This window comes from Halomonas sp. TH-94, from assembly GCF_057473365.1.
This window is the reverse complement of record NZ_JBYCKL010000002.1, coordinates 20,005-37,900: the sequence shown is the minus strand read 5'-3', so window position 1 is coordinate 37,900 and position 17,896 is coordinate 20,005. Positions and strand designations below refer to the sequence as shown.

Genomic DNA, 17,896 nt, shown 5'->3' with positions numbered 1-17,896 from the left:
TCTTAGGCGTACTCCAGGAACGACTCGAAATCGGGATAGCGCTCCGGATTGACGAACAGCGCCATGACATCCGACTGCATGCGTGCGACGGGCGTGAGCTGATCCAGGCCGATCGGATTCTGCCTGGCCGCCAGAGAGGTCACGTAGGTGGTCGAAGCGAAGTCCAGGGTGTGACCGTCCGGTGCCCCGTTGGCAGTCCGCTGGTGAGCCAGGGCTCCCGAGGCCGAGGGCAGGTTGACGACGGTGATGCGGGCCCCGCCTACCGCCTCCTCGAACATCGGCCGTACTACGCGTGCGAAGTTGTCGACGCCACCGCCGGCGCCGGCCGCCACCAGGAACTGGATCGGTTTGCTGGGATAGTCGGCCACTTCATTGGCGCTGGCGCCCATGGCTACGCCAACCAGGGCCAGGCCCAGAGTAGCGGTTTTCAGTGTTTTCTTGGTGAGCATGTCGTTCTCCTTTACATAATTGTTATGCGTGCGGTTCCGGTCGGATGAGCGAGTTCAGTCAAGCGTGCTGTCGACGCTTTCACGCAGCGTTGAGGTGGCATCCTGCCCATGGAACAACCGATCCTGCTCCTGACGCAGTTGGTGGAGTCGCGTATCGGGCAAGGCGATGTCCGCCAGCGTGATCGGCTGGTTGGGGGCGATGTCGCGAATGACCTCCGCCCCCGGAAGCAGATAGAAAGGCACCTTGGCCTCGGGCAAGAGCGGCGCGGCTGGATGAATCTCGGGTCGCAGGCCCTCGATATGGCGATGATGGCCGCGCATCTCCAACCGCTGACCGGCACGGATCGCATGGGTAGTGCGAGCGGTCAGATCGAACTTCGGGGTGGTCGCCTGGCCGCCGCCGGAGGTTCTGCCGTTGAGCACCGCATCGAGGAGCGAGATCGGCGCTTCCAGGCCAAGCAAATGGCGCGGCAGGTAGATCATCGCGCAGTTGCCGCTGCGGCTGAGAATGTGCCCCTTGTCACGCAACAGCGACCACACGTGAGTATCCTCGCAGCGCACGACGATGAACACACCTCCGGCGAAGCTGATCTCGTCCGGACGGCGCAGGCAGTTGAAGACCTCGAGGCGCTCGTTGCCACGTAGCACTCCGCCGTGCGCCTCGAGATCCAGCAGGGTCGGCACCTCACCGGTTCTCAGCACCATGGCATGGAACTCCGGGAGATCGGGACCGAGCCCGGTGGCATTGGCCACGTTGACCATCTCGCACAGGTCGGGGACGGAAATCTGCGGGATGGCGGCCAGGACCTTGCCACGGGCCTCGACAGCCTCGCGCTCTGCGCCCTCGGGCAGCTCCCACAGCTCGGCCAGACCGGGCGCCGGGTAGGAAACGCCATTGCAAAGTACGTTGCCGGCTGCCTCGTCCCAGACGAAGTCGTACTCGCTGCTCTTGCCCGCGGCAATGATCTCGAAGCCCAGCGTACGAGCCCAGGTGACGAGCCCGATCAGCAGGCTTGGCTGGTCCCCATCCATCGGCGTGAAGAGGCGATCATGGCGTTGCGCCAGGCGGGTCAGGTAGGGACCCACAACGGACTCGGTCTCCTTCGTGGCGATGCCTACATGCTTTCCCGCCAACAGCGCGGCTTCGGCATAGCGCTCCCCCACTTCGGGAATGCCCGTCGATTCCACCAGAATGTCAAAAGGCAGCGCCTGCACGTGCTCGAAGCTGCCTGCAGCGACGTACCCGCCTGATTGCCAAGCCTTTGCTGCCTCCTCGGAAGAATGGCATACCATTATTTCGGCGTCGGGCACCCCGGAGGAGCGCAAGGCTTCAGCGGCTCTCTCCGGCGTGACATCAATGGCAACCCTCGCTGCAAGCCCTTCCATACCCCGCGCCTGTCGCAAGACACCTCTTCCAAAATCGCCGGCGCCAGCCACGCAAGCCTCAACAACTCTTTTTTTTCAAAATGTTGTAGATAGTTCATAAGAGATTTGCTTTCCCGTTCCGGTCATCGTTGAAGGGCTTCGCCTTGGCGGTGCGGGTCCGGTTTCCTCCTCTGCCTGAAATCACATTGCCTGGCAGTGGACACTGCTCAGGCAGCGCCGGATCTGATCAAAATGTAATGGCATGCCATTTTGAGGGTCAACAATGCGCAGATACGACTTTAGTCAATGGCCGCCTTGTTACACCATTAACTACCTGAAAAATATGGGTAATGAATAGAGAGCTTTAGGCGCGTTACGATTTGAAAGGACAAAAATGGTATGCCATTCTTGTCACTCGACTCCGGAGTAAGCAACCCTATGGAAGAAGCCGTTCAGTCAAGCCATGCAGGTCTTGTCGAGAAAGTGGCCAACTACCTGCGTGAACACATCGTGATGGATCACTTCCAGCCCGGCCAGCGCCTGCCCGAGCGTACCCTGGCCGTGGAGCTTCAGGTGTCGCGCACCCCTTTGCGGGAAGCGCTCAAGATCCTGGCTACCGAGGGCCTGGTGGTCATCTCACCCCATCGTGGGGCGGTGGTTGCGGAGGTAAGTCCAACCGACATCAAGGAAAAGGCCTATGTATTGAGCGTGCTGGAGCAAGCCGCCGCAGAGCTCACATGCCTCAATGCCAGCGATGACGATATTGCCGAGTTGCAGGCTCTCCATTATGAGATGAAAGCCTGCTTTTTACGCCGCGATCGCCAGAGCTACTTCCGCCTGAACCAGGAGATCCACAACCGTATCGTTGCTCTGTCTGGAAACTTCGCGCTGATCGACATGCACACCAACCTGAGCCGGCAGCTATATCGCGTTCGCTATCTATCGAACCAGAAGAACGAGAAGTGGGCGACCGCCATGGAAGAGCACGAAGCCATCATGGCGGCGCTGGAGGCTCGAGACCCTGAGCGTGCAGGGCGCGAGCTACGCAACCACCTGGGCAAGACTTGGGTGAAATATGCCAATGGAGAGCCAGTGGCATGAGGGCCAGACCGAAGTGAAGCGAGGGTTGCCCCCTCACTCGGTCTCCTCATCACCACCTCTCTCCCCCCCGGCAGGTGCTCGTACGCGCGGTTTTTCAGGCTTGCCCCCCTTGGCGATATCCTGCTGGCTGAGCACCACGATATCGCGCGGCCACCACTCGGGGTGATTGTTGCGAATGAACGTCATCAGTCGCTCGCGGATCTGCATCTCCGCTATCCAACCGGCGAAGGGGTCGGAAGCCATGAGGTAACAAGTCACCGTCTGCGCCTTCTCGGTCTGTCCCGTCACGAAGCAGCACAGCTTGTGGTGTTCGACCACGTTCTCCTCTTCCTTGGCAAACTCCTCGAATTTCTCCCGGATGACTTGAACATCGGCGCTAAGGTGCAATATCAGCTCCAGCTGACGGTACATCTTGGCGTTCTTGATGGAGAGGTTCTCGAACGGCTGGGAAACGAAATAGGTCACCGGCACGATCAAGCGCCGCTCATCCCATATCCGCAGACGGATGAAGGTGTAGAAGATGCCTTCCACGTAGCACCACTGGCCTTCGAACATGACCAGGTCGCCGATACGAATCGGCTTGGCCAGCGAGACCTGAAACGAAGAGAGAATGTTGCCCAGTACCGCCTGACCCGCAATGCCCACCAGTACGGCCAGCACACTGGCCGAGGCCAATAGCGACATGCCCAGCGTCTCGAAGAGCTGAATCTGGCTCAGCACATAGACGCCCACCGCAATGACGGTGAGCAGGATGATGACTCGGCGCAGGGCATAAAGCGACGTGAGCAACCGCCGCTCATCCTTCGGCTTGGTATCGTCGATCTCGCCCACGAAGCGCCGGGTGACCTTGAGCAGCACCGTATCCACCAGGCGCAGAGCGATCGTGCCGACCCCCCAGGCGATGAGGATGATCAGCAACACCCGAATGAAGGTGGTGGCCACGGCCGTGAAGGAGACCACGTAGTCGAGCAGGACCTGAGCGACGAAGGCCATGACCAGCAGTGCCATTGGCCCACGAATTCTGCCGGCGAAGATACTGAGCACCCCATTGGGGGACCAGGACGACAGCAAGCCGACCAATCCGAAGATGCTCCAGCCCACCAGGCCGATCAGCAGCAGGAAGATCGGTATTGCGATCCACTCCCATACCTCCAGCATGCCGAGTGAGGTCTTGAAGCGCTCCGGAATGTACCTCTCCAGCAGCGAGGGGCCGAACTCCTCATAAAGCAGCGGAATCGACGCTACGCTATCCGCGGAGATCAGCCAGACGGGGTCCTCCTCTTCCACGCGATAGCGGCCGAGGCGAATCTCGTAGGCATCGCCGTTGACCGCCAACGATGCCAGCTCGAGGCTACGGCGCGGCTCCCCCGCCCGGGGGTTCTGGCCGGATGGGTCTTCGATGGCCGCATCCTGACGGCTGGGAAGGTTGGAGACGTTGATCCATTCGCCGCGCTTGAGCACGGAAGCCAATTGGCGAGCCAGTTCGGCACCTTGCTGCTGCTGCTCCGCTTCATCCAGCTCGGAAAGGTTGAGCAGATGGGCCGCAGCGGAGTATTCATGGTTAGCGGTAAGCTGCATGAAGCTGCGAATCGACTCGCGCGGCGTCTGTCGCCGAACCTCATCGGGAGCCTCATCGAGCCCGGTATTCAACGCCTCGAGGGGAAACCACTCCCTCTCTTCGCTTTCACTTTCGCTGTCGTCTCCGCCCACGCCCTCAGGCATTTGCGCCATGCTGGGGGCGGCCATGAGAATGGCCATGGCCATTACGACCCATACTGCCAGCAGCCGCCAAGCGCCCATTCCTTGCATACTCATCTTCCCGATCGAAGCGGACCCGCTGCCTTTTCCTTCAGGCAACGCTGTTCAGGTTGGGCCGACCTGCGGTAACAGGCCAACCACACCGATGGCTCAAGGTAGTACAGCTCACCGGCTAGCGCTTCGTCCAGTCGAAGGCGAGCCTCGCGACCGTAACCAGCGTTATCCTGTTTCGGTGGGGTTTAACTCGTAAGGATCAATTGACCGCCCGCTGCCAGGCGCGACGGGCCTCTTGGCCGAGCCCCCTGGGCAGAACGAGGCGGGTAGCGCCGAGGTAGGCAAGAAACTCTCTGGCGGCCCGCTCCAAGGCCTCGGGCAGGCCCGCCGGCAGCCTGGACGGCAGGATATCGGACTCCCAGTGCCAGGCCAGGAGGGTCAAGGTGCCCTGGTGGCACCTGGCATCGAAGCGAGCCACGAAGCGTTCGCCCCACAGCACCGGCAGCACCGGCAGCACATAGTACCCCCAGCGCCTAAGGGCTTGGGGCTTGTAGACTTCCCAGATGTAATCGAAATCGAAGACCCGGGCGACCCCGCCGCGGTCCCACATCAACGGATCCAGCGGGGCGAGGAAGCGCACATCCTGGCTCATGTAACCGGCCGAGTCGGATGCCTCGTCCAAAACCGAGAGCGCCCCAGGCGTGGTCCAGTAGCCCGTACCCTCCACGTCGAGTTCGACCAACTCTCCCGCGGCGATTGCCCGTGCGGCGATGCGGTTGCGCTCCGTACGCGAACAGGGCAGCAACCACACGGCGGCATCCGCGGTGGGCCGCAGCAGGCCGGCGGCCTGCACGCGACGGACCACCAGCCTTTGCAGGGCATCGTCTTGGGTGGCCACCGGCACGACCTCGGCCGGGGGCAGCACCCGTTCGGGTAAGTCGTAGGCATGGCGACCGTTCACTCGATGGTGCGTCATCAAGCGCCCGGCATCCCACAGCGCCTTGAGCAGATGGCGCGAGCGCTTTGGGCCGTACCAACTGCCACGCAATGCGGGGTCGGCGCGTTGATCGCCAAGCTCGAGGCTGGTGGCGGGGCCGTGGCGTTCGACCTGATCGAGCAAGGCGAGGGCCTCCGGAGACTCGACGTCCACGCCACGCTGCCGCCAGCGTCGCTCGAACCAGAGGTGGAACGGTGCCTGTGCCCACCACTCACCAGGCCGTATCAGGCTGGCCTGCTTGTCCCAGCCATCGACCAGCAGCCGCTGACCGTAGGCCGCATGCAGCCAGTCGCCCCGCCGGTATTCGGGTACCCGGGACTGCAGCACCAGATCCGGGTTGGTGCCGACCGGCGCCAAGGGATCGAACTGAACGGTCCCCAAGCGACGAACGACATTCTCCAGCGGCGCCATCCGGAAGTGATAGCGCACCAGCAGGCGGCGAGCGTCGGCACGCGTCAGGCTCAAACGCTGTTGGGCGTTCATCGGCAATGCTTGATGACACTATGCGTCCGGATTGCCCAGCGCCTTGAGCCGCTCGCCGCTCAGTGCGATATCGGCGTTCTTGTTGACCCCGATGCCTCGCTCGATGATGCCTTGCGCGATCTCCTGGGCCTCTTCCAGAGAGTGCATCACGAAGGTGCCGCACTGGTATTCATTCAGCTCCGGAATGTCCTCCATCCGTTTGACGCCCAGTACGTCCTGCATCGCCGCAAGCCATGCTTCGCTTACACGCTCCTCGCTGGGGTTGCCCAGCAGGCTCATGTAGAACCCCGTACGGCAGCCCATCGGTGAGATATCGATGATCTCGACATCCTTGCCATTCAGGTGATTGCGCATGAAGCCAGCGAAGAGGTGCTCAAGGGTGTGAATGCCTTTTTCACCCATCATCTCTTCGTTCGGCTTGTTGAAGCGCAGATCGAATACCGTGATGGTGTCGCCGGAGGGGGACTGCATGGTCTTGGCGACGCGTACGGCCGGGGCATTCATTATGGTGTGGTCAACGGTAAAGCTATCTAATAAAGGCATGCTCGATCCTTCTTGCCGGTCAGGTTCGCCGAAACCCCAATAGTAGCATGGGTTGCCCGCCGGCCCCGCACCGACGATGACAACCAGACATCATGGGCATCCGGCTGCGCTGCCGTCCCAGTTCCACTCGCTGCACGCCACGGCATCGTGGGCGTGCAGGCTCTCCGCATGCACAACGCGCAGCTTAAAGCCGCTGATGCCGGACTGCTTGCGCAGGACATGGTGCAGGCGGCGTGCGGCGTCTTCGCAGAACATCAGGTTCTGGCCGTTGGCCAGGGCGAATGCCTGCTCGTCGATACGCTTCACCGCCGTTTGCAGCGCGGTGCCCAGCGCCCGCTCCACCACGTTGACCAGAGCCAGCAGCGGCAACTCATCCTGGCCGTCCCCCAGGCGCACCGAGAGATGCGCCTGGCTGCGCTGGCTGTGAGGCGTGGCCAGAATGCTCTGCTCGCTGCCCAGCCACGTACGCACCGCCTCGCGACTGACCGGCATGTCGGTGAAATCCTCGTCGAAGGCCTGCTGGATCAACTGACGCGATAGTGCCGCCGAGCACGGGCAGGTGGAGGAGTAACCCACCGTGAGCTCGAGCGTGGCGTGAAAGCCCTGGTCATCAAGCCGACAGCGCAAGGCGAAGGGGTAGCGCTTCCAGCCCGACAACGGGCTGATCAAAGCCGGGCGCCTGAGCATCGCCTCGCCGCTCAGCTCGATGAAGGCTCTGCTGGAAAGCGTCGTGTGGCTCTCCAGAAACGCCGCCAACACCGAGGCGACTCGCACAAGCGATATCTCCCGCTCTTCGAGCTCGGCCAGCGCCAGATAGAGACGCGACATGTGAATGCCGCGTGCAGTGGGATCGTCCAGGCTGACACCGGCCGAGGCGAAGCCCGTCACCCCCTGCCCGGCAACCTGAAACGGCAGTGCGATTTGATCCATTCCGACCCAGCTCAGCGTGCCAAGCCGCGCAGCGGTCGAAGTGGCGATATCTTCCAGCGGTAACCTGTTCATCGAATCGGGACCTTTACGCTTTCCGGGGCAGGCATGTTATAACATAACACTTTAAGATTTTCGAACCGCAGGATCAGGCATGACACAACGCTTCAGCACGCCATTACCTTCGCTTCGCCACCCCGCCCACACCACTGCCCCCGGCCCCATCGCGAGGTCTCGTGGTCAGCTCTACCGCTATCGATGGATCCTGGGGGCGCTCGTGCTGGGTGCCGGTTTCCTCCTGCTACTCGTTCAGCAGGAGGTGCTGCAAGGCGTTAGCCTGCAGCTGCTGGCCTGGCAGCGCGACCTTCATCGCGCCCTGACGCTGGCGATTACCCAATGGTCGGCAGCTCCCTCGTGGTCGAGCGGTTGGTGGCTGATGGCGCTCAGCTTCGGTTATGGCATCTTCCACGCCGCTGGGCCCGGCCACGGCAAGGCGGTGCTCTCGACCTATCTGCTCTCCCAGGGCGGCGGCGTTCGGCGCGCCCTGGGGCTCTCTTTCAGTGCCGCCATGCTGCAAGGCCTGACCGCCATCGCCCTGGTGCTGGTGCTGGTGAAAGGGCTTGGCTGGCTGACCCGGCAGGCCATGGGGAGCGTAGCCGGTCTGGAACTGGCAAGTTTCTTGATGGTAGCCATCCTGGGCGTCTGGCTGTGCCTGCGTGCCCGCCGAATGCTGCGTGGTAATGCCAGCGCTAGCGTCGCAACCCCGCCGCATTCCGGCGCCTCACTCACACCGCCTCAGACACTCTCCCCGGCTACGCCGACCCCACGCTTAAAAGCGGTAAGTGCGGCTCACGGCCCTGCTGCCGAAGGCCAAGCGACCTTTCACTTCCACGCCCAAGCCTCACACCAGACCCAGGCGCCTCGGGCCCCTGGATCCCATCCTCATGGCTGCGGCTGCGGCGCACGCCATCACGTGGCACCCGAAGAGGTCGGCGACTGGCGCACGGCGCTGGCCACCGTGGCAGCCATCGGCATGCGGCCCTGCAGCGGCGCCGTGCTGATCATGGGCGCGGCAAGCCTGATGGGCCATATGGTGCTGGGAGCGGCTGCCGTAATGACCATGGCGCTGGGTACCGCGATGACCGTTTCCGCCCTGGCCCTGGCCAGCGTACTGGCGCGGGACTGGGTCACCAGGCTCTATCTCAAGTACGACCTCAAGCACGACCTCAAGCATGGCAACGGCGGTGTAGCACGGCTGAGCAAACTGGGGGGCTGTCTGGCCATGGCCGGCGGTGTGGCCCTGGTGTGGCTGGGCCTTTCGCTGGCCTGGTACGCCACCACGAGGCCGGCCGCCGGACCGTCGCTGTTTTCATGACCATGAGCACTATTACCCGAGGCAAGGAAAGCACACATGAAAAGATCGACCTTGAGCCTGAGCGTCTCCCTTCTGGCGGCAAGCCTTGCGGCCGGCGGCGCTCAGGCCCATGAGGAGGCGACGGCCTGGCGGCTGTTCGTCGCCGACCACAGCGAGCCGGTAGTGCACGCAATAGATGCCATTGAAGGCGAGCTGCTGGAAACCTTCGAGGTTAACGGCCCGGCATCGCTCTATCGCAGCCACAGCGGTGAAACCGTGTATGCGGTGCAGGGTACGGCCGATGTCGTTACTGTCATTGCCACGGGTATCGCCTTTCACGACCATGGCGACCACGCCGACATCGAGATCGAGGCACCACGACTGACCGGGACCGAGATCAGGGGGGAATACCCGGTGCACTTCGTGGAGCAACAGGGCCACTGGGCCGCGTTCTTCGACAAGGAAGGGGTGGCCAGGGTGTTCCGTGAGCGCGATGCGCTGATGGGAAGCGCCGAGCTTCGCGAAGTGGACGCGGGCGCGCCCCATCACGGCGTCGTGGTGCCCTACGGCAACCACGACATCGTTTCCGAGCCACACCCCGAGGGGCCCTCGAAACTGCCCATCGGCATTCGGGTGCAGGACCGCAACGGCACCCCGGTGGGAGAGCTGGCCGAATGCCCCGACCTGCACGGTGAGGCGACAACGGGCAACCTGATGGCCTTCGCCTGCGAAACCGGTCTGCTGATCGTTCGTTCGGCTGAAGGCACACCCAGCATCGAACACCTGCCCTATGCCGACACGTTGCCCGAGGGCAAGACCACCACGCTGATCGGCGGGCGCGGGCTGCAATACTTCTTGGGCAACTTTCTCGACCATCAGGGTCACAGCGCCGTGGTGTTGATCGACCCGAGCGAAGAGGATGCCTTCCGCCTGGTCGAGTTGCCCACTCGTCGCGTGCACTTCGCCGTCGATCCTATCCGGGCCCGCTACGCCTATGTGTTCACCGAAGATGGTCAACTTCACCAGCTCGACGTGCTTGCCGGCGAGATCCGCCAATCGCTGCGCCTCACCGCCCCCTACTCCATGGATGGCCATTGGCGGGACCCGCGCCCACGCGTGACGGTTGCCGGTGAGAATGTCGTCGTGACCGACCCGCTCGAGGGTAAGCTGCACCTGGTGAATGCGGTTAGCTTCGAAAAGGCTGGCGAAGTGGCAGTCGAAGGCACGCCGTTCAACATCGTCGCCGTAGGCGGTACCGGCGTGGCACATGGACATGACCACGGCCATTGAGGGAAGTCCCCCTCGACTCAGCAGGTACGCAAAGCAAGAGGGCGGGCCGGCGCATGTCGGCCCGCCCTCTTTTAGCCACTCCTGTTAGCCTCTGCCTCGTCGGTGGCTCCTCATCAGAACGTCATGCCTACCGTGGCGAACACGCTGCGCGGTGCACCGGGGAAGGTGGGCACGAAGGACCCGCCCGAATCGTAGTAGCGCGTGTCGCCCAGGTTTTGCACCATCATCTGCACCCGGTAGCGCTGCCCTTCACCGAAGCGGTAAATCGCATTGGCATCCCAGCGCGTGTAGGAAGGCAGCTCGAAGCTATTGGCGGTGTTGGCCTCGCGCGCGCCAACGTAAATGGCGCCGAGCCCCACGCTGAGCCCCGAGGCCTGGCCGGCGAAATCGTAAGTAGACCAGAAGCTCGCAGAGCTGCGCGGCGCATTGGCCACCAGATTGCCGACCAGCTCGGGGTTGCTGTCCTCGCTGATCTCCGCCTTGAGCTGCGTATAGCTGGCCAGCAGCCGCCACTGCGGTGTCACGGCATAGGGGATGTCCAACTCCCAGCCACGGCTGCGCTGCTCACCGACCTGGATCACGTAGTTGAAGTCGTCCGGGTCCGACACCACGCCATTACGACGGCGAATGTCGAACAACGCCAGCGTGGGCTCGAGGCGGCCGTCGAGCAAGCTGAACTTGGCTCCCACCTCGGTTTGCCGCCCCCGTGAGGGTGAAGGCAGGGTGCCTTCGCGCAGCATGCCGTTGAAGGGCTCGGTGAGGAAGGATTGCGCCCAGCTGGCATACAGCGAGACCTCCTCGTTGGGCGTCCAGGTCAGGCCGACGCGCGGCGAGAACGCCTCGTCGGTTCGCGTCAGGCGCCCCTCCACCGGCAGGTACTCGGCGCGGGCGCCGCTGCGCGAACGATCGAAGCGGCCCCCCAACAGCAACCGCCACTGGCTGCCGAGCTCCAGCTCGTCCTGCAGGTACAGCCCAACGCTGTGACTGTCGTAGCGCGAAGCGTCGTAAGGTTCCAGCGGGCCGCTGGGGGCCTGGCCATGCACCGGATCGTACAGGCTTATCGGCAGGTTGACCGGAAAGCCCCCGGGGCCAAGAAAAGCATGGGCCTCGAAGTCCCATTCGTCGTAGTTGTAATCGGCGCCCAGCAGCACGCGGTGCCCCACTGCCCCCGTATCGAAGCGGCGCGACATTTCCGCCATCACCGTAGCGTCGGTCTGCTCGTCGATACTGCGCTGTCGGCGGCGGTTGACCTGGGGATCGTCGGTGTCGGCCCCGCTGATCGGGCTGAAGCCATAGGGGTACCACAGCGCATCGGTTCGCGCCCACGACGCCTGCATCCCGCTGCGCAGCTCCCAGCCGTTCTCGAAGCCATGCTCCAGTACCACCGAAGCCAATACGCCTTCGTTCTCCAGGCGGGTATCCGGCTCGGCGTAGTTGTAGTGGATCGGCACCTCGAGAAACAGCGGGCTGTTGCCGAACCCCCTGTCGAACGCCGAGTCGCGCCGTCCCAGCTCCAGCTCGGCGGTCAGTGTGGTTTGCGGCGTGGGCTGCCACATCACCACCGGCGAGATGAACTGGCTTTCGGCTTCGACGAAGTCGCGGAAGCTGCCGCTATCCTGCCACGCTCCGGTAATTCGATAGCTGACGGTATCGCTCAGCGGCCCCGTAGTGTCGAAGGTGCCACGGTAGAAATCGTAGCGCCCGCCGGTCAGGTCGAAGCGAGTCTGCGCCTCGTCCAGCGGCTTGCGCGTGACCAGGTTGACCACCCCGCCCGGCTCGAAGCGGCCGTAGAGTGCCGAGGCCGGCCCCTTGAGCACCTCGATCTGCTCGATGTTCACCAGCTCATCCACCGGTGCGAACACGCTGCGGCGAAAGCCGTTCTTCAGGTTCACCGACGTGGCGAAGCCGCGCAGGCGGAAACGGTCGTTGCTGCCGCCCCAGCCCACCTGCGGCGTGACGCCGGGTACGGTACGCACGGCCTCACCGAAGGTGGTGACGCCACGATCCTCGATCAGCTCACGGGTCACCGTCTGGATGGAGAAAGGCGTTTCCTTGACCAAGGTGTCGCTCTTGTTGGCCGTGGGCGCCACCACGCTGCGATAGGCGCGCTCGCGTGTGCCCATCACGGTGATCGCCTCCAGCTCGTATTCCGAGCCGTTCGTCAGTTCCTGTGCCCTGGCCTCGGCCAGGGGCAGACCGATCAGAAGCAGGAGCGAAGCACTCAGGCACACGGGGCCGATGCGCGCGGCAACGGCCCCGGTGCAAAAGGGGGATGTCATTGTGTTCACCGTCGATCCTTGCGATGGAAGTGAGGTTAAACCGGGCCAGCAGTGGCCACGTCCGCCTTATCATTATGCAATGTAATAACATTGCAGTCAGGCAGAATACATCAAGACTCACCTTGCCTACACAAGGCTTCCTATCGGCTTCAGCTCGCCGGGGCCGGCTGGAAATAGTCGAACAGACGGGTAATGGACTCGGGCTCGACTCCGTTGGTGATGAACACGAAGCGCGAGATACCGTCACTGCACGCTTCGGCCGGCAGCGGCTCCGGGGGGTGGAAGATATGCTGCACGCCATGCAGGGCCAGCGGCTCCTCGCGCCCGGCAATCTTGACGATGGCCTTGACCCGCAGGATCTTCTCGCCCATCAGCGACATCAGCAGATCCAGCCAGTCTTCGAGAAGCTCCGCGACAATGGGTTGCTCCACGGTGAAACAGAAAGAGCGGATCTGCTCGCCGTGGCGGGTAAGAGACGGCTCCGACGAAGGCACCATCATCGAGACCAGGCTGCCGGCATTCATCGGCGCCGCACCGGCGGCGGGAGCCACCTGCGCATAGGAAGCGGCGCTGAGCCACTGCTCCGCGCGGCGCTGCTGCACCGGCAGGCTGCCGCCCGTCAGCTGCTCGGCCGCTATCTCTCCGTGACAAACGTGCAGCTGCTCGGCGGCAGGATTGATCCGGGTGAGGTGCTCGGCAAGCCGAGCCAGCCGCGCCTCGTCCACCAGGTCGCTCTTGGTGATCAATAACCGGTCGGCAATGGCGGCCTGGCGCTGCGACTCACGGTGGGCATTCAGCGTCGACACACCGCTGGCGGCATCTACCAGGCAGATCACGCTATCCAGCACCAGGCGGTGAGCCAGCCAATAGTCGGTCATCAGGGTATGCAGAATAGGCGCCGGGTCGGCCAGCCCGGTGGTTTCGATGATGACCCGCGAAAAGGGCTCGCCGCCTGCGCGCTCTATCGCATCGAAGGTTTTCTGCACGGTGCGGCTCAAGTCCCCGCGAATGGTGCAGCACAAACAGCCGCTGCTCATTTCCACCACGCTGTGCTCATCGCTCTCGGTGACGAGCCGGTGGTCCAGGCCGATATCACCGAACTCATTGATCACTACCAGCGCATCCTTCATCGTCGGCTGGCGCACCAGTTGGTTGAGCAGCGTCGTCTTGCCGCTGCCGAGAAAGCCGGTCAGCACGGTTACGGGGATCGAATCCTGGGTATCGAGGCTCATATGGGTCACCGTTCGGGGCAATGTGCGCAGCAGGCGCGGCGCTCATTGCAAGTTTTGTTACATCATAACACAAGCGGGGCGATGCAAGCCCAGCCGGCCGAACCGGTCATTCCGCAATATCTGTCGTCCATCAATAGGCTGGCAGGGGCAGAGCAACTTTTTTATTTTTTATTAACTTCAACGAAAACATGCTCTTCACGCAGAAGATAAAAAACGGCGGCGAAAGTCTTTGACCTTGAAGAGCAGGCATGACACCGTGGCTTCAGTTGGTAAGCAAGCGGTATAGTTTCAGTAGCGTTCGGATTCTTTCGGCAGCCCTGTTATTTTTCCTTGTTTTACCCGCTAAAACATCTGGGTAACACCAGGAATATTGTAAGGCGCTGTAGCGCGAAAGGAATACGATTATGACGACTGGAACAGTCAAGTGGTTCAATGACTCCAAAGGCTTCGGCTTCATTACTCCGGCCGATGGCGGTGATGACGTTTTTGCCCACTTCTCCGAAATCCAGGAAGAAGGCTTCAAATCCCTGCAAGAAGGTCAAAACGTCTCTTTTGACGTGACCCAGGGTAAGAAGGGCCTTCAAGCCTCGAATATCAAGCAAATCGCATAACCTAACGGTTAAACGATTTGTCGAACCTCAGGGTTCGATGACAAGGCCCGCTTCGGCGGGCCTTGTTGCGTTTTATACTATACCGATATCAATATCCCACGGTGAAACGCTGGCGCACATGAACAGGCCGCTCGAGTTCATCGACCAGGGCAATGGCGTAATCCTCGTACGAGATGCTGGAGCCATGCTCATTGGCCAGCAGCGCATCCTTGCCGAGGCGGAAGTTGCCGGTACGCTCACCCGGCACGAACAGCGCCGAGGGCGACAGAAAGGTCCATTCGAGGTCAGCTGCGCTTCTCAGGCGCTCCAGGAAGGCCACGCCTGCGCTGGCCTCGTCGAAGTATTCGGCTGGAAAGCTAGGCTGATCGATCAGGCGCTGTCCCGGCGCGACTTCCAGGCTGCCGGCCCCGCCCACCACCAGGTAGCGCTTCACACCTGAATCGCGCACCGCGCCGATCAGGGTCTCGGCATCGCTGGTGGCAAAATGCACCGAGCTGATTACGGCATCGTGACCTCGCAGGATATCGGCAAGCCCGGCCCAGTCGTGGACGTCCCCCCGGCGGGTCATGACCCCCGGCAAGCGCTCGATACGCTCAGGATGCCGGGCAATGGCCGTCACCAGGTGGTTGCGATCGGAAAGCTCCTTGAGAATACGCGAACCGGCATTGCCGGAAGCACCGATGAGAGCGACGTTGGACATGGCTAAGATTCCTTTAGTTTGCTTTATAGACCTGGTCTACAAAGTAGACCCAAGCAGCAAACTATGGTACTTCTTGCCCACCCGCAAGAAGTCACCGCCATGCGACCCGGTCACACCACCATGACCCATGGGCGCTACGGGAGTTTCCATGCCGCACCAGGAACGAAAAAAATTCGAGCTCGACCACCCTTGCCCCATTCGCGACGTGCTTGACCGCATCGGCGACCAGTGGAGCGTGCTCGTGCTCATTACCCTGCAGCCCAGTACCAAGCGCTTCAACGTACTGATGCGCGAGATTGGCGACATCTCCAAACAGATGCTCTCACGCACGCTCAAAAGCCTGGAACAGGATGGCTTCATTACCCGCACGGTCTATCCGGAAGTGCCGCCACGAGTGGAATACAGCCTCACCGAACTCGGCCACTCCTTACTCGTGCCGATGCGCGCGCTGGTCACTTGGGCCGACGAGCACCATCACACGGTCGCCAAGGCGAGAGAGCGTTACCGGGGTGGGAATTGAATCAGCGCATGACACCCGCTACGTACACTCGCTATCGCCGGCTCAATTGGTAGCGCTCGTCGCAATCAGTGTGCCTCCGGCTCCCAGGAAAAGTCCGCCCGTGGTGCGGTGAAACGCCCGCAACCTGCCGGGGCTATCGAACCAGCGGCCGACCCCTTCACCCAAGGTGGCGTAAAGCGTCATCAAAGTGGTATCGATGACCAGCCAGGTCAGCGCCAGAATGACGAACTGCAGCATTTGCGGTTCGCCAATGGTAATGAAGTTGGGGAACAGCGCCGCAAAGAACAGCAGATCCTTCGGGTTACCGATGCCTACCAGGAACCCCTGGCGGAACAGGGCCGTGACGGACTGAGTGCCGTTCGGCGCCGACACGGCGGCCTGAGTTGCAGGTGCATGCGGCACGGTCAGCCACGCCTGAAGCCCCAAGTAGATGAGATACGCCCCGCCCAATAGTTTCAGCACGAAGAAGGCCGTTTCCGATGTGGCCAGGATGGCCCCGAGGCCCAGCGCGGAAAGCGCCATCAGCACCAGGGAGTCCAGCCCGCCGCCCAACACGGTGGCGAAAGCGCGGTGGCGACCGAAACGCAGCCCATGGGTAGTGCACAGCAGCGCTACCGGCCCGGGAAAGATGATCAGAGCTGTGATCACGCCCACGTAGGTTATCCAGGTCCACCACTCCATTACCAAGCCTCCCTTGGCTCAAGCATGCCCCACCGAACGGGCGAAGACCGAGCATAACGCATTTGACTACTGCGGTGCCCTAGGCCGATGCCCTCTTGCTGGCGTGGCAGGCCAGCGACGAAACCATGCAGGAAGCGGTACTGGGTGAAAAGCTGGAGATGGAACGCGAGGAGTTGATCCGCCAGTTGTTGCCTTGAACCGCACCCCAGCAGTCGAGCTAAAGCCTATCGCATTGTCCTGATGGTGGCGCTTTTCGGAATTACAGCGCAGCACCTTCGGGGGCGTTCCAGCTCATGACCTGAGCGTCCTCGACCCCTTTCCCATTCCACAGCCGGAAGCGCAGCCCCGGCTCGGCCTGCTCGGCCGTGAGTCGCCAGCCGTGGGCCAAAGCGATCTCCTGGCAGATGGCCAGGCCAAGCCCCGCACCGTGGTCGCGCCGATGCGCAGCGCGCCAGAATCGGTCGAATAGAAGAGGCAGTTGCTCTGCATCGACGCCGGGGCCTCTGTCCCGCACGGTCACCGTATCGCCCTGGATCTCCACGCTGACGGACGTCTGCGCAGGGGCATGCTGGATGGCGTTCTCCAGCAGATTCTTCAGCAAGGTGAAACAGGCCGCGCGGTCCCCTTTCCACTTCACGTCGCCAACAGTGCGCACCGCCAAGTGCACGTCGGCGGTTTCCGCCATACGCTGCAGGTAGGAGGCAACTTCGTGGGCAACCTCCTGCATCCGAACGATGCCGAAGTGGTAATTGTGCGCCTCGCTGGCTTCCGCCAGCAGCAGAATCTGCTGCACCTGGCGCGTCATGTATTCAACGTCGCTCAACAACGCGTCGCGGTCACTGCCATCCTCGATGAGCTCTATCTGGGCGCGGATCAGTGCAAGCGGCGTCTTCAACTCATGCGCTGCATTACCGAGAAACTCCTGCTGTACGCGATAGCCTAATTCGAGGCGCTCCAAGGCCCGATTGAAACTGTCCACGAGAGGCGCAATCTCCGCCGGCACCGCCTCGGCCTTCAACCTGGCATCAAGGGAGCGAGGCGAGATGGCCGCGGCGGAATCCGATACGTCTCGCAGCGGCTTGAGGGTGTAGCGCAGGGTGATGTAGGCACAAAGGCCGAAGGCGACGAACAGAACAATGCCGAACACCATGATGCCAGCAACCACCAGCGGCAAAGCGACCTTGTGCAGGATATCCATGAATCTTGCGCTGGCAGCGAACTGCAAGTACCACGTGCGCCCATCGTGAACGAGGGGCTCTGTGGCGCCGTGAAAGGTGTGTCCCTCGTGCTCGAAGATGAAGTTTCTGCGAGCCAATCGAAGAAGCTCGACATTGACTGGCCAGAACGCCTCCCCGGCGCTCGAAAAAACCACTACGTTCCCGGCGTCATCCAGAATCCGATAGGCCGCCTCGCGCTCCGGGCCTTCGTACAGCCAGGCACGGTCGTCCATGCTCGCGTCGAAACCGACGGGCCTGCCGCTGCTGTCGAATGCGATGTTGTCCGCCATTCTCTTCGCGGCATCGGTAAGGTCCATCCGGGCCAGCACATCGCTCTGGAGCAATGCGACGGCGGCGATAGCGAGCAGCGTAATGCTGAGCACCATCCCCGCCAC

Annotated in this window: 16 protein-coding genes; 5 read left to right on the top strand and 11 right to left on the bottom strand. The window is 62.3% G+C overall.

Annotation, left to right across the window (positions count from 1 at the left end):
* Nucleotides 1-2: 2 nt before the first annotated feature.
* Both AC2VNO_RS00515 and AC2VNO_RS00510 read right to left on the bottom strand, forming a co-directional pair.
* Nucleotides 3-449 carry a hypothetical protein gene (locus AC2VNO_RS00515; protein WP_486932307.1) on the bottom strand — a complete coding sequence of 149 codons (447 nt, stop codon included), beginning with the start codon at nt 447-449 and terminating at the stop codon, nt 3-5.
* 54 nt (nt 450-503) lie between these two features.
* On the bottom strand, nt 504-1,835 hold the full coding sequence (locus tag AC2VNO_RS00510) for a flagellar biosynthesis protein FlgA (protein ID WP_486932306.1): 1,332 nt from the start codon (nt 1,833-1,835) through the stop codon (nt 504-506).
* 417 nt (nt 1,836-2,252) lie between these two features.
* On the opposite strand from AC2VNO_RS00510, the gene AC2VNO_RS00505 reads away from it, so the two are divergent.
* Nucleotides 2,253-2,915, top strand: a complete 663-nt coding sequence (locus tag AC2VNO_RS00505) for a GntR family transcriptional regulator (RefSeq protein WP_486932305.1) — start codon at nt 2,253-2,255, stop codon at nt 2,913-2,915.
* A 33-nt stretch (nt 2,916-2,948) separates the two neighbouring features.
* Here AC2VNO_RS00505 and AC2VNO_RS00500 read toward each other — a convergent pair whose 3' ends face one another.
* The 4 genes from AC2VNO_RS00500 to folE2 all read right to left on the bottom strand — a co-directional run bounded on the left by AC2VNO_RS00500 (nt 2,949) and on the right by folE2 (nt 7,692).
* Entirely contained in the window at nt 2,949-4,724 is a 1,776-nt protein-coding gene (locus tag AC2VNO_RS00500) for a mechanosensitive ion channel family protein (protein ID WP_486932323.1), read from the bottom strand.
* A gap of 202 nt (nt 4,725-4,926) precedes the next feature.
* Nucleotides 4,927-6,147 carry a DNA glycosylase AlkZ-like family protein gene (locus AC2VNO_RS00495; protein WP_486932304.1) on the bottom strand — a complete coding sequence of 407 codons (1,221 nt, stop codon included), beginning with the start codon at nt 6,145-6,147 and terminating at the stop codon, nt 4,927-4,929.
* 18 nt (nt 6,148-6,165) lie between these two features.
* The gene (gene luxS, locus AC2VNO_RS00490) at nt 6,166-6,690 is read right to left on the bottom strand and encodes an S-ribosylhomocysteine lyase (protein ID WP_228578908.1); all 525 of its coding nucleotides are present in this window, start codon (nt 6,688-6,690) and stop codon (nt 6,166-6,168) included.
* Nucleotides 6,691-6,780: 90 nt separating this feature from the next.
* Complete coding sequence (gene folE2, locus AC2VNO_RS00485; protein ID WP_486932303.1) at nt 6,781-7,692, bottom strand: GTP cyclohydrolase FolE2; 912 nt, start codon at nt 7,690-7,692, stop codon at nt 6,781-6,783.
* A 79-nt stretch (nt 7,693-7,771) separates the two neighbouring features.
* On the opposite strand from folE2, the gene AC2VNO_RS00480 reads away from it, so the two are divergent.
* Both AC2VNO_RS00480 and aztD read left to right on the top strand, forming a co-directional pair.
* The gene (locus AC2VNO_RS00480) at nt 7,772-8,992 is read left to right on the top strand and encodes a nickel/cobalt transporter (RefSeq protein WP_486932302.1); all 1,221 of its coding nucleotides are present in this window, start codon (nt 7,772-7,774) and stop codon (nt 8,990-8,992) included.
* A 36-nt stretch (nt 8,993-9,028) separates the two neighbouring features.
* The gene (gene aztD, locus AC2VNO_RS00475) at nt 9,029-10,261 is read left to right on the top strand and encodes a zinc metallochaperone AztD (protein WP_486932301.1); all 1,233 of its coding nucleotides are present in this window, start codon (nt 9,029-9,031) and stop codon (nt 10,259-10,261) included.
* 113 nt (nt 10,262-10,374) lie between these two features.
* Here the strand turns inward: aztD and AC2VNO_RS00470 are convergent, their stop codons facing one another.
* On the bottom strand, nt 10,375-12,540 hold the full coding sequence (locus AC2VNO_RS00470) for a TonB-dependent siderophore receptor (RefSeq protein WP_486932300.1): 2,166 nt from the start codon (nt 12,538-12,540) through the stop codon (nt 10,375-10,377).
* Nucleotides 12,541-12,689: 149 nt separating this feature from the next.
* Nucleotides 12,690-13,772: a CobW family GTP-binding protein gene (locus tag AC2VNO_RS00465; RefSeq protein WP_486932299.1), complete on the bottom strand. Its 1,083-nt coding sequence runs from the start codon at nt 13,770-13,772 to the stop codon at nt 12,690-12,692.
* Between the two features lie 404 nt (nt 13,773-14,176).
* Between AC2VNO_RS00465 and AC2VNO_RS00460 the strand changes: the two genes are divergently transcribed.
* Complete coding sequence (locus AC2VNO_RS00460; RefSeq protein WP_228578901.1) at nt 14,177-14,383, top strand: cold-shock protein; 207 nt, start codon at nt 14,177-14,179, stop codon at nt 14,381-14,383.
* Between the two features lie 88 nt (nt 14,384-14,471).
* Here AC2VNO_RS00460 and AC2VNO_RS00455 read toward each other — a convergent pair whose 3' ends face one another.
* Nucleotides 14,472-15,083, bottom strand: a complete 612-nt coding sequence (locus tag AC2VNO_RS00455; protein WP_486932298.1) for an NAD(P)-dependent oxidoreductase — start codon at nt 15,081-15,083, stop codon at nt 14,472-14,474.
* A gap of 148 nt (nt 15,084-15,231) precedes the next feature.
* On the opposite strand from AC2VNO_RS00455, the gene AC2VNO_RS00450 reads away from it, so the two are divergent.
* Nucleotides 15,232-15,603, top strand: coding sequence for a winged helix-turn-helix transcriptional regulator (locus AC2VNO_RS00450; RefSeq protein WP_486932297.1), 372 nt, complete (start codon nt 15,232-15,234; stop codon nt 15,601-15,603).
* A 42-nt stretch (nt 15,604-15,645) separates the two neighbouring features.
* Here AC2VNO_RS00450 and AC2VNO_RS00445 read toward each other — a convergent pair whose 3' ends face one another.
* Both AC2VNO_RS00445 and AC2VNO_RS00440 read right to left on the bottom strand, forming a co-directional pair.
* Entirely contained in the window at nt 15,646-16,284 is a 639-nt protein-coding gene (locus AC2VNO_RS00445; RefSeq protein WP_486932296.1) for a LysE family translocator, read from the bottom strand.
* 259 nt (nt 16,285-16,543) lie between these two features.
* Nucleotides 16,544-17,896 (bottom strand): ATP-binding protein, encoded by a 1,353-nt coding sequence (locus tag AC2VNO_RS00440; protein WP_486932322.1) that lies wholly within the window; start codon nt 17,894-17,896, stop codon nt 16,544-16,546.